Source organism: Arthrobacter sp. KUASC02 (assembly GCF_059739395.1).
The window spans coordinates 3,937,003-3,952,399 of the sequence record NZ_AP046053.1; the positions used below are offsets into that span (position 1 = coordinate 3,937,003).

Genomic DNA, 15,397 nt, shown 5'->3' on the forward strand with positions numbered 1-15,397 from the left:
TCAACAAACCACCAGCAGTTACGCCGTCAATACAAAGGAGTCAGCGATGGCAGCAGTACAGAACGTCGGAATCGTCGGGGCGGGAGCCGCAGGTCTGACCGCAGCCATCCTCCTGGCCGACGCCGGAATCCATGTGGAAATCCTGGAAAAAGCCGATTCTCCGCAGACCGTCGGCTCGGGAATCACCTTGCAGGGGAACGCCCTGCGCGTCCTTCGCCAGCTCGGCGTATGGGATCAGATCGAGGCGAAGGGCTACGCGTTCAGCACCCTGGGCCTGCGCGCCCCGGATCCTGCAGGCACCGTCATCGCCGTGTTGGATGACATGCGAACCGGCGGCGATGACCTCCCCGCCACCCTGGGCATGTACCGCCCCGACCTCACCGCTATCCTCCGCGAACGCGCCGAGCAGGCCGGCGCCCGGATCAGCTACGCCAAGACGGTCACTGAAATAAAGGACGACGGCGCGTCCGTCACCGTGAGCACCGCCGACGGCGGAACCGCCCGCTACGACCTCCTGATAGGCGCCGACGGGCTGCATTCCGCTGTCCGCAAGGCGATCGGCATTGACGCCGAACCCCAGTCCACCGGCATGGGCATCTGGCGTGCCTTCGTGGAGCGGCCCGCGGACGTGGTCCGCACCGACCTCACCTACGGCGGCCCTTGCTTTATTGCCGGGTACTGCCCCACCGGCCCGGACACCATTTACGCGTACCTGGTGGAAAAGGCGCAGGAGCGCACGCACGGGGAAGGTCCGCGCGTCATGGCGGAACTGGCGGCTGCTTACGGCGGCCCCTGGAATGAGATCCGCGCCAACCTGGACCAGAGCGCCCGTATCAACTACACGTGGTTCACCACCCACCTGGTTGACGGCCCGTGGAACCGCGGCCGCACGGTCATCATCGGCGACGCCGCCCACAGCTGCCCGCCAACCATTGCCCAAGGTGCCGCCATGGCAATGGAAGATGCGGCAGTGCTGGCCGAGCTCCTGGTCAGCGCCGAGGACGTCACCGAAACACTCTGGAAGGAATTCACCGACCGCCGACTGGACCGGGCAAAAGCTGTGGTCGAGGCCTCCGTCCAGCTGGGCCAGTGGATGCTCGACGGCGTCCGCGACGCCAACGTACCGGGCCTCATGCATTCAGTCTCCAGCCTGGTCAGGGAACCCGCATGAGCACCCGGCCGGGCGAAAATCCCACGGTGGACGTCCACACCCATATCCTGCTTCCTGCCCTGCAACAGCTGGTGTCCGAGGCCGATCCCGAAGGCTTCGGAGCCCAGCAGGCCCTTGAAGTGCGGCGCAACGGGCCCGAGTCGATGGCTGCTTCGGGCCGGATGATCAAGGAACGGTGGCCGCAGCTGACTGACCTTGACCGCCGGCTCGCGGACATGGATGCCCAAGGTGTAGACGTGCAGCTCGTCTCGCCGTCGCCGTCGCATTTCTACTACTTCGCCGGGCCGGAACTGGCCCTGCAGCTGGCCAGGGCAGCCAACCAGGCGGTCCGTGAGTTCGTGGACCGCGCACCTGAACGCCTCAACGGTCTCGGCCTGGTCCCGCTCCAGCACCCCGGTTTGATGGTGGAAGCCTTGGAGCACGCCGTGCTGGAGTGCGGGCTGCTCGGGGTGGAAATCGGCTCGTTTGCCGCCACCCCGGGAGATTCTGAGCGCAGCACTGTGGAGCTCTCTGACCCCCGGCTGGAACCGTTCTGGAGCCGCGCCGAGGAGCTGGGTGCATTGGTGTTCCTGCACCCGTTCGGCTGCTCGCTGGATGAGCGGCTGGACCGGTTCTACCTGGCCAACACCGTCTCCCAGCCTGCCGAAAACGCGGTGGCACTTTCCCACCTGGTCTTCAGCGGCGTCCTGGACCGGCACCCGGACCTGAAAGTCCTGGCAGCGCACGGCGGCGGCTACCTTCCCACCACCCTGGGCCGGTCCGACCATGCCTGGCGGGTCCGGCCGGAGGCGCACGGCTGCGCCGAACCGCCGTCGTCGTACCTGAAGAAGCTCTACTTCGACTCCCTGGTCCACAGCGCCACTGAACTGCGGGCACTGGTGGCCGCCGCCGGACCGGAACAGGTGCTGCTCGGCTCGGACTATCCGTTCGACATGGGCTCCGACCTTCCGGTGGACGAGGTCCAAGCTGCCGGACTCCCGGCCGAGGACGAGGCCCAAGTTTTGGGCGTCAACGCACGCACGCTGGGCATCACCTCGGCGGCCGCCCTGACCGCCCGCACCAACGGATAGGAATTCTCGAATGGTCAAGATTGCACGCTGGAATCACGACGGCGGGACGCAGTCCGGCTTCGTTGACGACGGAAACTGCTACCCGCTGCCGGAGGGACAGAGCGTCCAGTCGCTGCTCGACGCCGGACTGGACGAAACCCTGCGTTTTGCCGGGGACGTCATCGGTTCCACATCGCCTGTTCCGCTGGCGGAGTTGCAACTGCTTGCCCCGCTGGTACCTGCCACCATGAGGGACTTCGTGGCATTCGAGGAACACGTCGAAGGCGTGCGGAAAAGCATCGACGGTGTGGCCGGCGTGGTCCCCGAATGGTACGAGGCACCCACCTTCTACTTCACGAATCCCCACACGGTGACCGGCACCGGCGAGGTGATCGGCATTCCGGCGGGTTGCGAGGACCTGGACTTTGAGACTGAGGTGGCCGCCGTCGTCGGACGCGTCCCCGGAAGCGACGGCCGGAACCTGACAGCCGAGGCGGCGCACCGGCACATCTTCGGCTACACGGTGCTCAACGACTGGTCGGCGCGGGACCTGCAGCGCCGCGAGATGAAAGTCAGCCTGGGGCCCTGCAAGGGCAAGGACTTCTCCAACACCCTCGGGCCTTGGATTGTCACCGCGGACGAGTTCGAGGACCGGCACGACGCCGAGGGTTTCCTGCCGATCTCCATGTCCGTCGAGGTCAACGGCGAAGCCATCGGCCAGGACCTGTTGTCCAATATGGGGTGGCCGTTCGCAGAACTGGTGGCCTATGCGTCGCAGGATTCCGTGGTGCGTCCCGGCGACGTCCTGGGCTCCGGCACGTGCGGCAGCGGTTGCCTCGCCGAACTCTGGGGGCGGAACGGCTCGAAGACTCCCCCGCCGCTGACGACCGGCGACGTGGTCCGGATGACGGTGGAGGGCATCGGCAGCATCGAGAACACGGTGGGTGCCCGGCGTGAGGCCGTGACCCGCATCCCTGCCAGGGTCAGGCCCCGCAACAGGGTTGCCCCCGTGGCTACGTCCGGGACGTAGCGTGGTCTCCCTTCAGTTCGAGGGCCGGACCGTGGTGGTCACCGGTGCCGGCCAGGGCCAGGGTGCTGCCGAAACACGGCTGTTGGTGGACGCCGGGGCGCGGGTCATCGCCACGGACCTTGCGGCGGAGATGCCGGCCCAGCTTGCGTCCGTGCCTTCGCCGTCAGTTTCGAACGGTGCGCTGGTGTACCGGCAACTGGATGTCGCCGACGCTGCCGGCTGGTCCGATCTCGCCTCCTGGATCCGTTCCCAAGGCTGGCAGGTGGACGGGCTCGTCAACAATGCCGGCATCACGCAGCGCAGCCGTTTGCTGGATGCCTCAGTAGCTGACCTGCAGCGCGTCTACGAGGTCAACGTTGCCGGAAGCCTCCTGGGAATCCAGACTCTCACGCCGCTGATGGGACCTGGTGCCTCGATAGTTAACGTGGGCTCCGTGGCTGGCCTGACCGCCCATTACCCGGTCGCGTACACCGCCAGCAAGTGGGCACTGCGGGGCCTCTCCCAGGTGGCTGCCCTGGAACTTGGCCCGCGGGAGATCCGGGTGAACGCTGTCCATCCGGGCTTCATCGAAACGCCCATGACGGCGGGCGCCAGGCCGGAATTCAGACAGGCCACACTGGCCGAGACCCCGTTAGGCCGCACGGGCAGCGTGGAGGAGGTGGCCGCCGTCGTGCTCTTTCTCCTCAGCCCGCTCTCGTCCTTCGTGACAGGTGCCGAGATCCCGGTGGACGGCGGCCAATCCAGTCACGGCGGAGCCAAATCCGTCTCCGACGCCCTGCGCTGACCTCCCCCCGCCCCTCCGTCCGCCCCAACTAGGTAGCAGTAGATGTCCTTTTGAGCGCTCAAAACGACACCTACTGCTACCTTGTTGGGTACTGCGTGCAGAGATCAGCCCGGGAGCACCGCCGACCAGCCGCCGTCGACCATCAGGTTGGCGCCCGTCACGTATGACGCTTCGTCAGAGGCGAGGAAGAGTGCGCACTTGGCCACTTCCTCCGAAGTTCCAATCCGGCCCAGCGGGATGCTGCCGGCGATGGTGCGCATGGGGTGGTCGGCGGCGAGGAGGTTGCCCTCGGTGGCTGCGGTGCGGATCATGCCTGGGCTGACAGTATTTACCCGCAATCCGTGCGGGGCACCTTCGGCGGCGAGCTGCTTGGTCATGGCCACCACGGCACCTTTCGTGGCGGTGTGGGCCAGCCGCCCGTTGGTCATGGAGCCCGTGACCCCCGCCGTGGACCCCACCAGCACGATGGCTGCGTTCTGTGCCTGGATCAGGTGGGGCCAGAAGTATTTGACCGGCAGGAACACCACGTCCATCTCGTGTTCCACGTTCCACCTCCAGTCAGCAAACGAGAGCTGCTCCACCGGGGCGAAGCGGGTGACTGCCGCGTTGGCGTACAGGATGTGCACCTGGCCGTGAGCAGCGGCCACATCAGAAGCCCAAACAGCCACGGCGGCGTCGTCCGTCAGGTCAACCCGGTGGCTGCTCATCCTGCCACCGGCGGCGGTGACCGCCGCGACGGTGGCCGCGGCGCCGTCGTCGTCCATGTCGCAGCCCACCACGAACGCACCCGCCTCCGCAAAAGCGAGCGCGGCCGCCCTGCCCTGGCCGCTGGCCGTTCCGGTGATGACGGCGGTCTTGCCGGCGAGGCGGTGGCTGGAGACAGGCATGGAAGGTCCCTTCGAGAAGTTCGTTTCTCCGACTTTCGCAGGGATGGGCAGAACGGGGAACGGCGCTTTGGTTCTAGGTGGTATCCGCCGCGCGAATAGTGACCGGGTGTGCCGTGACCGGGAATAGCTCGTGCAGCCGGGCACAGGCGCGCTGGACCACGGATCGCAGCCAGACGCTGGCCGGGTCCTCCGCCTGTGAGGGATGCCAGTACATGGCCTCCACCAGGGACGCCTCGGCGTCTTCGGCGAATTCCAGCACCGCAATGTCAGCGCCGCGCTGGGCACGTGCTGCCAGCATCCCCGGAACCAGGGCCACGAGGTCAGTTCCTTCGACCAGGAGGGGCAGGGACAGGAACCCGGCCACCACGGCCGCCACCCGGCGCTGGATGCCCCGCGACTCGAAGAGCTTGTCCGCCGGGGTGCTGATGCCTTCTCCGAAATATCCGACGGCGTGGGGCACGGTGCTGAGGTCGGCCAAGGTGAGGCTGGGCTGCTGGAGCAGCGGGTTCCCGTCGTCGGCGACAGCCACGAAGCTGTCGCGGAAGAGCTGCTTGCTGGCGCCCTGCATGTGGTATCCCGTCGGCCCCACCAGCAGGTCGATTTTTGAATAGTCGGCCATTTGGCCCTGGATGCCGGACTTCGCCGTCGGCACGAAGTCCACTGCCACGCCGGGGGCCTCCTCGCGCAGGATCCCACGCAGCGGGCCTACAATCAGCGCCGCGGCGTAGTCCGAGGCGGCGATGATGAACTCGCGCTCACTCGTGGCAGCGTCGAAACCGGACCGCACGCGAGTGGCCCTCTGGATGTGAAGCATGGCTTCATCAACCAGCGGTACCAGCGACTGTGCAAAGGGCGTGAGGTCATACGTGCGGCCGTTGCGGACCAGGAGTTCGTCGTCGAAATGACGCCGGAGCCTGGCCATGGCCGCGCTGGTGGCCGGCTGGCTCAGCTGGAGCCGCTCCGCTGCCCGCGAGACGTTCCGCAGTTCGAGCAGGACCTGCAGCTGGGGCAGAAGGTTGAGGTCCAGGTTCTTCATACCCATAGGTTATCCGCGGCGCGAGGCCGCCCCCCCTTCAGTGACTGACGGGCACGATTCGTGGCCCGCGGACCAGGACTGCCAGGAATGCCACCACACAGGCGATCCCCAGTGCACCGAGGGCGAGGCTGAGACCACCCAAAGCCCCTGAAGCCACGCCGAGGACGATGGGGGTCAGGAACTGGCCAATGAACAGCGTTCCCGTCCAGATGCCTGTGCCGCGGCCGCGCTGCTGGAATTCGAGGCCGGTGACCGCCCATGTCAGCAGGGTGGGCAGCAGGACGCCGGTTCCGGCGCTGGCGATGACCGCCCCTGCAATGGCAAGCGGCACGCTGCCCGCGATGGAGACCAGGAACAGTCCGACGGCGGCCAGCCCGAAGGCGAGTGCCAGGAGGTTCCGCGTGCCCAGCTTCGCCAAGTATCGGAAGGAGATGGCGCCGGCCGCCGTGGCGAGGGAGGCGATGGCTGCGGCAAGGCCGATCAGTGCCGCATCGCCCACCCCCAGGCCGGTGATGACGTAAGGCAGGTGCACGATGAGGGCGTAGAACACGATCCCGCCGAAGAGCGTCACGGCGGCTGGTGCGCCGATCTGCCGCCATGGCACCGGTGTCCTGGCCGCCGTCGTGCGCTGGCTCTTTGCCGGCTCCCGGAGCTTGAGGATCATGGGAACCACGAGCAGGGCACTGACGGCGTAGAGCCAGAACGGCGTCCGCCAGCTGATGCTGCCCAAGGCGCCGCCGAGGGCGAAGAAGGCGGTGGCGGCAAGCGCACTGACCATGGTCTGGAGGCCCAGGTACTTGTTCCGTTGGTGTCCGGCATAGTAGTCGGTGATGAGCGTGGTGCAGCAGGTCATGATGGCGGCCTCGGCGACTCCGACGCCAACCCGGGACAGCGCGATGGATTCCAGGGTGTCCAGCCACAGCGGCGCGGTCCCGAAGGCGGCGTAGGCCAGCATGGCAAAAACCAGCAGCTGCTTCCTGCCCATCCTGTCGGCAACGTAGCCGGCGAGGGGCGAGAAAAGTGCCACAAACAGCGCGGGCAGCGTGAGCGTGAGCGGAACAAGGATGGCGGCGCCCGGGGTGTCCGCGAATGCCTCGTTCAGGGTGGGCAGGACGGGTGCCAGCAAGACTGCGCCCAGGACCGGCATGCAACTGCCGGCCACGAGGAGGGCCGCTTCGAGCCGTCCCGCTGCTTTCGGCCCGGCACCGGGCATTCCGTGCCTGGTTTCAGTACCTGTGAGCTGAATATTCTCCATTGAATCTTCCTTTGCCTCTTGATGGTCACGGAGGAATCGTCGCTGGTCAGGCGCGAAAGTGACTGCCCTCACTGTGGCAAGGCTTGGAGTATCGGGGAATCAGGCATTTGGGATAGCTGGTATTCGCGGGACGGATGGAAGGTGCGGCTGCATGCCGCGGCCGCACCTTCCATCCGTCCCCGGTTCGTCAGGAGCCAAGCTCCTCCGCAACCTTGCGGGCGCCGCGGACGGCGATGGCCACGCTCATCAGGGTGGGGTTCATGGCTGTCGCCGTCGGAATGAGCGCGTTGCCGCCCACCAGCAGGTTCTCGTAGCCCCATACCCGCGACCACGGGTCCGCCACGGAGGTGCCGGTGTCGGTCTCGCCCATCCGCAGGGTGCCCTGGTAGTGCAGGCTCGAGCCGTTTGGCATCAGGCGGGGTTCGGCTACGAAAGCGCCGAGGGCCTTGCCGGCGCGCCGCAGCCGCTCGGTGGCTTCGGCGATCTCCGCCTCTTCCCGTTCGGTGAGCGCGTACTCGATGGTCATGTTCGGGAAGCCCCGGTAGTCCGGTTCGTTGTCGTCAAAAGTGACGGCGTCCTCGTAGCGGGGGTGCTTGCGCATGCCGTAACCCATGTTGACGTAGCCCCAGCGGTTTTCGGCGTACGGTGTTCCGGGTTCCATGGGGAACGGAGTCGATTCCGAGTACATGACCTGGACCGAGAAGGGGTGTTCCGGCTCGGAAAACGGGATTCGGTTGACGGCGGCCACGGGATCCGCGGGGTTCAGTGCGCGTCGGGCCAGTTCGGCGTCGAGATCCCCTTCGGTGGCGAAACGGCGCATCTTCTCGGCGTCCAGCGCGACGGTGGAGATGACCACCGGATGCTCCGTGAGGTAGTGCCCGAGCGCCGTCGGCCTCACACCCGAAGCCCACAGGAGCTGCGGGGAACGGAACGCATCCGCGGCAACCACAACGATGTCCGCCGCAACGAACGATGTCTCCCCTGTGCGAAGGTCCTGGACGGTGACTCCGGTGACCCGGTGACCGTCCAGTTCCACGCGCCGGACCAGGGTGAGGTCACGGAGTTCGAACTGCTTCGAGAGCGGGCTGTCCCGGTCGAGGAGGGGGCCGAGGACAACGTCGGCACCGGCCCAGCGCACGGAACCGTCCGGCTGCGGATCGCCGGCAACCGGCAGTGTGCCAACGCCGTAGCCGTCCGGCAGTTCCGGGCCGAACTCCTCGTCAAGGAGGGACCTGATGGCTTCACCTACCGCGGAGTCGGCGAACGCCGCACTGTGCACATGCAGCAGTTGCTTGGCGTCCTCGACGAGCGCATCCCATTCGCTGTCTGCGATGAACGGGATCTTCTCACTGAAGGCGGGCGACGGCGTCGCGCAAGTCCAGTGCGCCCCCTGGCCGCCGACGTTGGTGGCCGCAGCCGCCGCGGGAAAGGTTGGCGCGTGGGCCGAGCCGGCGCCGCCGAAGTCCAGCAGGTGGGTGCCCTGGCGCGCGGTGAACATTCCCTCGGTGACGGTTCCGGCCGGGATGCCGAGCGACTCGCGGTAGGCGCCGGCCTGCGGCCCCTGCGACAATTCCCGTGCGCGGGCCTTTTCGACGGCGTCGGGAATGTTCCGGACGCTCTCACCGGGAACTTCCGTCAGTTGCGGCCCGGCCTCGAACATCACCACCCGGGCATGCGGGACCTGCTCAAGAATCACCCGTGCATAGGCGGAACCAACGGGCCCGCTGCCGACGATGGCGATGGTGGGGTTGGACATGATGTCTCCTTTGAAATCAGGCCGAAAGGGATTCGGAAGTTGTTTGCGGGGCGGGAACGTGTTCGTCGGACAGCCGGCCATGCGGAAGCAGGAGCGCCGCGACAATGCCCACGGCGTAGGTGGCGGCCAAAGCGATGAAGACAGGCGTAAAGACGGAGCCGTAGGCCTGCGCGACGCTGGCCTGCACCTCCGGCGTGGCCGCGTGGACCAGTTGGGGCGTCAACGTGGAAGCGTCAAGGCCTGCTGGCAGGAGGGCTGCCACGCCGAAGCCGATCACCCCGCCGATGATGGCCGTGGCGACGGTTGACCCCACCTGCCGCACCAGGTTGATGGTTGCCGTGATGGTTCCGGTCTGGCTGGCCGGCGCCGCGCCCTGCACCACGGCGACAATCAGGCTCATAAAGGCACCGGTGCCCATCCCGACCACACCCATCACAATCATGGGTGCCCAGAGCGGGAGGCCCGCGGGCAGCGCGGCCATCACGAAAAGACCTGCCGCTCCCAGCGACGTCCCCAGGATCGGGAAGACCCGGTACCTGCCCGTCCGGCTGGCCAGCCAACCTGTGAGCAGGTTGCTGATCAGCATGCCGAACACTGTTGCGATGGGTACGAGCCCGGACACGGTGGCGGTGGTTTGGTAGGCCATTTGAAAGTACGTGGGCAGATAGGCAGTGATGGAGAAGAGCCCGACGCCGATGATCGCCGACAGCGCAGTACCTGCCGCAATCGTGCGGTTGGTGAACAAATGGAGCGGCACGATGGGCTCGGGAGCCCGGCGCTCGATGCGAAAGAAAGCAACGAAGCCCACCATGCTGACCGCGAGCGCCGCGGCTGTGGCGATGCCGGCGTTCCGTTCTGCAGCCCACGTCACGGCGAGTACCAGGGCCACCAGGGCAGTGGTAAAAACAGCCGCACCGGCAACATCGAAGTGGCGTGGCCTGGGGCCGGGCTCCAGGTGCGGAACAGCGATGAGCGCGAGAACCAAGGCTGCGGCGCCAACGGGGATATTGATCCAGAAGACCCACTGCCAGCCCCAGTAATCCGTGATCGCACCGCCCAGGACGGGGCCTACAAGGATCGCAATGGGGAAAGCGGCGCCAATGATCGCCATGTAACGCGGCCGTTCCCGCTGCGTCGTGACCCGGGCAATGATCGTTTGGGACATGAGCTGCAGGCCGGCTGAGCTCATTCCCTGCAGGACGCGGGCGGCGATGAGCCATGCCATGTCCTGGGCGAACCCGCACGCCAGCGAAGCGGCCAGGAACACGAGCAGGGATCCGACGAAGATTCGGCGGGCTCCCAGGACATCGCCCAGTTTGCCGAGCACGGGCAGCAGCACCGTACTGGCCAGGGTATAGCCCACAACAACCCAGCTCATCAGTGCCAGCGCATCCAGCTCACCGGCAATCGTGGCGAGGGATGTGGACACCACCGTATGGTCCAGGGCCCCAAGGAAGGAGACCGAGAGCAGGGACATAACAAGGAGACGAAGTCTCAAAGGCGAAAGTGGCATAGTGATCTACCCGAACGATCGGGCCGTCGACGCGACGAATTGTGCCTCCGACGCACCATCACGGCGGAGAACGGGTCCGTAGGAACCCCGGCGCCATTACACATCCTACTCCACTTTAGTCAGAAAGCAACAAAAGATTGTCTGAATGCGACCTGAAAGGCTGGAGGGCTAACTGCGGAGCAGCGCCGCCGCCAGACTGATGTCCTCGAGCAGCTCATCGAGGTCCGCCACCGGCTCGCCGGACGAACAGGCTGCGAGCGCCCGGCGCAGCGCAAGGCGGGCGGACGATTCGTAGCGCTCCGGCGCCCTCAAGATGCCCTCCTCAGTGGACGTCTCCAATCGCATCAACCCGGCGGGCTGGTCCACCGTTATTTCAGTCCTTACTTCGCCGAGGGCGAGTACCTGAAGCAGGCCGCCGCCATGCGGGCCTGCGGCTGCCGCGGTCGCCGCAAGGGTGGTGGGCACTGGTGCCCCGGCAGTCCCTGCCGAGCTCAGCAATGCGATCCGGCCCTGCGTCGTGGCACTGCCCGCCTGCAGCGTCAGCGGCCCCTGGCCAAGGGACCGCACCCAGCCAAAGCCATCGCGGATGACCCCTTCAAGGCTGGCAGCGGGGGCAGCGCACTCAACGATGACGATCCGGGCCGGGCTGCCCCGCCTTGCCCGACCCGCATCAGCAACAACGTCGGACCGGAGGCGGGGACGCTCCACAATAACCGGGATGCCGCCGGGCCAGGGGCGGGCTTCCAGGGCTTCCCACGGGAGCGTGCCAGGGTCCGTGATCACCACCGCTACGGCTCCCCCGGAACGGGCCGCAAGCAAGCCCTGCCACCAGTCGCCGGAACCGGGCACTACCGCAACGGCACCCTGGACGCCATCGGCCGGTGCGGCAGTGCGGGGAAGTTCCGCCGTTGCGGCTGCGTAGGCCGGCAACGCAGTTAAGACGCCACGCCTTTGGCGCATCAGGCTCACGGGGACACTCCTTCGAGGACCTTGGCGGCGGCACCGTAGCCGAGCTCGAGTGCATAGCATGCGTCGGCCAACAGTTCGTCATACTCCACGGGAGCCACGCCCTCAAGGAGCGATGCCAGCAGGCGCCACTCCGCCACGTAGCCGTCGTCGGGATCCCGCCGGTACTCCGTCCACTGTCCGTCCACACTTCGCACCCGCGTGGACGCGCTTCCGGCGTGGACGAAGGCCGGCGGGAAATTGACCTCAACGCGGTCATGCGAGGTGGCCACCGTCATCCGCCACAGGGCATCGGGGCCTTCCGGAAGCATGGTGAGCGCCAACTGGACAAGGACGCCGCCTGACCGGTAACCCACCAGATAGCCGATCGGCGGAGCGATTCTTGCGTAAATAACCTCATCGATGCCCGGCGCAATGTCCCTGACGGCGGGAAGGTCATGGACCGCCAGGCCCGTCAGGAGCTGCCGCAGAACCTCGGCCGCCACGGCGGGATCCTCCACGCCGGGGCGCCCGCGCCGCGCTGCCTGGAAAGGACCTCCCTCTGCGACCAGCCCGTGGTACCTGTCGTTGGGCGGGAGTGCCAGCGTCACGGAAATTGCCTGAATCCGGCCCTCGAGGGCCATCAGGTGATGCCGTACGCGCCCCCACGCCGCATCAAACAAATGGTTGGTCCCCACTAGGAGGACGGTTCCTGCGGCCCTGCACGCAGCTATGACCGCTTCGGCCTCTTCCGGGCTGGTGGCCAGCGGCTTCTCGCAGAACACCGCCCGCTTGCCCGCGGCCACTGCCGCCAGGATTTGGCGGGCATGTTCTGCCGGCGGGCTACAGACGGCCACCACGTCAACGCCTGTGTCCGCAAGCAGGTCCGCCTCCCCCGCCGACCAGCGGGCACCCAAGCGCCCGGCCAGTTCCCGGGCGCGTCCGCTGCCGCCATCGGCAACGTGCCGTATGTGAAACAGGTCCCGCAACCCTCCCAGCACCGGCAGATGGAGAGCCGCGACGCCCGGCCCGGCTCCAAGTATTCCTACGCTCCAAGGCATCGTCGCCCCTCCTCTTATGTTCCTATTATTCATAAGTGAGGTTGGTTCTGGCTATAGTCGCGTCCCTTAGCACTTTAGTCGGCCCCAATGTGTGAGAATTGTGAGCATGACGACAGACTCCGCCCTCCGCTTTGGGGCACAGACGGATGAAGTGACGAGCCTCCTGCGGATCGTCAACCTGGTGCGGACGGGCGAGGCAACAACCCGTCCTGAAATCGGCAAGGTCACGGGCCTGGGCAGGGGCGTCGTCAGCCAGCGCGTGGATCAGGCAATCCAGATCGGTTTCCTCGGCGATGGCGAGTTCGGGGCCTCATCCGGCGGACGCGCACCCCGGACCCTGCGCTTCCGGGCGGAGCAGGGGCGGATCGTGGTATGCGCCCTCGGAGCGGCCCATATGAGGGTCGGCGTCACTGCGCTCGACGGGGACATCCTGGAACACACGCACCGCAGCTGGGATATCGCGCAGGGCCCGGAGAAGACCATCGACGCGGTCATGCCGCTGATTGATGAGTTGCTGAAGAAAGACCCCACTGTGCCCGTGTGGGGTGTGGTGGTGGGGCTTCCCGGCCCGGTGGACTTCGCCACCGGACAGCCCGTAGCGCCGCCGATCATGCCGGGGTGGAACGGTTACGACGTCCGCACCCCCTTTGAAGAGCGCTTCAATGCGCCCGTATGGGTGGACAACGATTCAAACCTGCTTGCCCTCGGCGAACGCGCCCGGCGGCGCGACTCCCACGCGGACCTGATCTACTGCAAGATCGGTTCAGGGGTTGGCGCCGGCCTGCTGTCCAAGGGCAGGATCCACCGGGGCGCAAACGGGGCCGCCGGCGATATCGGCCACGTCCGCGTCTCCGACTCGGATGCGCTGTGCCGCTGCGGCAAGATCGGCTGCCTGGAAGCGGTGGCCGGCGGCTGGGCCCTTGTCCGCGATGCCGAACAAGCCATCAAGGAAGGCGCTCCCAGCTCGCTTGCCGCGCGGGCCGGGAAGGATGTACTGACGCTTGAGGACATCACCCTCGCCGCCCAGGCCGGGGACTCCCTGGCCATCACCCTCATTCAAAAGTCGGCACGGGTGGCAGGCGAAACCATTTCAGCCCTGGTCAACATGTTCAATCCGGGGGTGATCGTGATCGGCGGCGCCATTGCATCCGCCGGCGAGGTGTTCCTGGCCGAGGTGCGCCAGCGGGTCTACGAACTGTCACTTCCACTTGCCACGCGCGACCTCACCATCACGCTCTCGGTCAACGATGAGCGCGAACCGTTGCGCGGCGGAGCCGAACTGGCCCGCGAGCAGCTGTTCGACGTCACCTTCCCCCGATGGTTCGCCGCCGGCCGGCCCTCCCCTGAGCGGACTGCCGTTCCCGCCTAGGCCGGCTCCGCAAGGTCCGCTCAGGCGACGTCGCGGGACACACTGGGCACCGGCGCCCCGTCAGGAGCCAGCCGGGCCTCCAGGTGGAACGGCAGGACCAGCGGGGAATCGGGGCCCGCCTGGAGGTAGGGCACCAGCATCTGGAAGTCGACGGCCACGGCGTGGACGCCACCACCGAGCTCGCGCCGGCCCTTCAGGACCAGCCTGTCCTGCACGAACCACCAGCCGGACTCTCCGCGGAGCGCTTCTGCCGGCACGTCGCGGGCCCCCAGCGCCACCGTCAGCTCCCCCGACGCCAGCGGAACGCCGTCCACTTCAACCGCCAGGCCAGTGAAGCTGGACAGGGGCATCGACCGTATCCAGGGAAGGCCAACACGAAGCTCAAATCCCCCGGGTGTGGCCTTCAGCGCATCTTGGCGCAAAGCGGTGTGCAACATGACTTTCATCCTTTATCCTAAAACTGACATAAGTTTGTCATTATCAAGCATAAATGGGAAGGCATCCGAATGGCCCTCGAAATTCCCAACGGCTGGACCCTCTGCGCCAGCTCGTTCAACTGGACCCCCGAAATCATCGCCGCCGCCCGAACGGCCCAGGACATCGTCACCGGCATCGCGGACTCAGTAACAAAAACAATCGAGATCGAACCCGGACTGCTGTGGCGGTCCTTCCCCGCTCCGCAGGACGGCGAGGTTGACGCACTGCGCCATGGGCTGGCATCCAGAGGAGGACGCGTCAGCATCGTCGGCGCCAGCCTGGACGTCTTCACCTCTCCAACCGGGCGCCGCACCCTGCAGGAGCGCCTGGACTTCCTTGTCCCCCAGCTCCAGGCCGCGCGCCGCGCGGGTGCTGTCGGGGTCCGGCTGCCGATCGGCCAGGCAGGCACGGAACTCCTCGCGCTCGTGCAGCCGCTGCTGCATGAGCTCGACCTGGTGCTCTACGAGGAGATCCAGGGCCAGCAGACTCCTGGCAACCCGGCGGTTGCTCCGGCACTGAAGGCGATCGCCGGGCTTGCCGATGATCGTGTGCGGGTCCTCGTGGACATCAGCATGCTGATGCCGGCCCTTCCTGTCAGCTACCTCGAAGAGCTGCGCCGGGGAGGAGTTGCCCCGGACCTTCTGGAGCGCCTGGAAAATGACTGGCAGGATCCCGCCACCCATGACGCAGTCACGGCCCTGCTCCGCTCAGGGCAGGTTCCGCCGCGCATCCATACCCTCTTTATGAACCTGCTCATCCGCTTTGGCCGCAGCGACGCCGCCGACCTTCAGGACGTCCTCCCCCTCGTGGGCGCCTTCCACCTGAAGTTCTGGGACCTGGACGACGACTCCAGCCGGGTTTCGCAGCCGCTGCGTGACCTTGGCGGCCTCCTCGGCAGGAACGGTTTCACCGGCACGCTGACCAGCGAGTGGGGCGGCCACGAATGGCTGCAGGACGACCCCACGGACATGACGCGGCGGCATCTGGCGCTGGCGGAGACGGCTTTGGCCCAGCCCGTCGACAACCTGATTTCGACAGGCTCAATCACCGGCTGACACAGCAAA

At 66.8% G+C, this 15,397-nt stretch carries 14 protein-coding genes; 6 read left to right on the forward strand and 8 right to left on the reverse strand.

What is annotated here, in order from left to right:
- Positions 1-46: 46 nt before the first annotated feature.
- From AC6JAC_RS18095 to AC6JAC_RS18110, 4 genes are read left to right on the forward strand one after another with little or no spacing between them, the layout of a single operon-like run.
- The gene (locus AC6JAC_RS18095) at positions 47-1,171 is read left to right on the forward strand and encodes an FAD-dependent monooxygenase (RefSeq protein ID WP_497965872.1); all 1,125 of its coding nucleotides are present in this window, start codon (positions 47-49) and stop codon (positions 1,169-1,171) included.
- Complete coding sequence (locus tag AC6JAC_RS18100; protein WP_497965874.1) at positions 1,168-2,241, forward strand: amidohydrolase family protein; 1,074 nt, start codon at positions 1,168-1,170, stop codon at positions 2,239-2,241. The genes AC6JAC_RS18095 and AC6JAC_RS18100 overlap by 4 nt, the downstream gene beginning before the upstream one ends.
- Positions 2,242-2,251: 10 nt before the next feature.
- Positions 2,252-3,250: a fumarylacetoacetate hydrolase family protein gene (locus tag AC6JAC_RS18105; protein WP_497965876.1), complete on the forward strand. Its 999-nt coding sequence runs from the start codon at positions 2,252-2,254 to the stop codon at positions 3,248-3,250.
- 1 nt (position 3,251) lies between these two features.
- Positions 3,252-4,034, forward strand: coding sequence for an SDR family NAD(P)-dependent oxidoreductase (locus AC6JAC_RS18110; protein ID WP_497965878.1), 783 nt, complete (start codon positions 3,252-3,254; stop codon positions 4,032-4,034).
- 104 nt (positions 4,035-4,138) lie between these two features.
- Here AC6JAC_RS18110 and AC6JAC_RS18115 read toward each other — a convergent pair whose 3' ends face one another.
- From AC6JAC_RS18115 to AC6JAC_RS18145, 7 genes are all read right to left on the reverse strand, one after another.
- Positions 4,139-4,921, reverse strand: coding sequence for an SDR family NAD(P)-dependent oxidoreductase (locus AC6JAC_RS18115; protein WP_497965880.1), 783 nt, complete (start codon positions 4,919-4,921; stop codon positions 4,139-4,141).
- A 73-nt stretch (positions 4,922-4,994) separates the two neighbouring features.
- Complete coding sequence (locus AC6JAC_RS18120) at positions 4,995-5,957, reverse strand: LysR family transcriptional regulator (RefSeq protein WP_454697670.1); 963 nt, start codon at positions 5,955-5,957, stop codon at positions 4,995-4,997.
- 37 nt (positions 5,958-5,994) lie between these two features.
- Positions 5,995-7,212: an MFS transporter gene (locus tag AC6JAC_RS18125; protein ID WP_497965882.1), complete on the reverse strand. Its 1,218-nt coding sequence runs from the start codon at positions 7,210-7,212 to the stop codon at positions 5,995-5,997.
- A 187-nt stretch (positions 7,213-7,399) separates the two neighbouring features.
- The gene (locus AC6JAC_RS18130) at positions 7,400-8,968 is read right to left on the reverse strand and encodes a GMC oxidoreductase (protein ID WP_497965884.1); all 1,569 of its coding nucleotides are present in this window, start codon (positions 8,966-8,968) and stop codon (positions 7,400-7,402) included.
- A gap of 16 nt (positions 8,969-8,984) precedes the next feature.
- Positions 8,985-10,445, reverse strand: coding sequence for an MFS transporter (locus tag AC6JAC_RS18135; RefSeq protein WP_497965886.1), 1,461 nt, complete (start codon positions 10,443-10,445; stop codon positions 8,985-8,987).
- A 204-nt stretch (positions 10,446-10,649) separates the two neighbouring features.
- A complete protein-coding gene (locus AC6JAC_RS18140; RefSeq protein ID WP_497966860.1) occupies positions 10,650-11,441 on the reverse strand; it encodes a hypothetical protein in 792 nt (263 codons plus the stop codon).
- A gap of 5 nt (positions 11,442-11,446) precedes the next feature.
- Complete coding sequence (locus tag AC6JAC_RS18145; RefSeq protein WP_497965888.1) at positions 11,447-12,487, reverse strand: Gfo/Idh/MocA family protein; 1,041 nt, start codon at positions 12,485-12,487, stop codon at positions 11,447-11,449.
- Between the two features lie 106 nt (positions 12,488-12,593).
- Between AC6JAC_RS18145 and AC6JAC_RS18150 the strand changes: the two genes are divergently transcribed.
- The gene (locus tag AC6JAC_RS18150; protein ID WP_497965890.1) at positions 12,594-13,856 is read left to right on the forward strand and encodes an ROK family protein; all 1,263 of its coding nucleotides are present in this window, start codon (positions 12,594-12,596) and stop codon (positions 13,854-13,856) included.
- A gap of 20 nt (positions 13,857-13,876) precedes the next feature.
- Here the strand turns inward: AC6JAC_RS18150 and AC6JAC_RS18155 are convergent, their stop codons facing one another.
- Positions 13,877-14,302, reverse strand: coding sequence for a C-glycoside deglycosidase beta subunit domain-containing protein (locus AC6JAC_RS18155; protein WP_497965892.1), 426 nt, complete (start codon positions 14,300-14,302; stop codon positions 13,877-13,879).
- Between the two features lie 60 nt (positions 14,303-14,362).
- On the opposite strand from AC6JAC_RS18155, the gene AC6JAC_RS18160 reads away from it, so the two are divergent.
- Positions 14,363-15,388, forward strand: a complete 1,026-nt coding sequence (locus AC6JAC_RS18160) for a restriction endonuclease subunit R (protein ID WP_497965894.1) — start codon at positions 14,363-14,365, stop codon at positions 15,386-15,388.
- Positions 15,389-15,397: the final 9 nt, after the last annotated feature.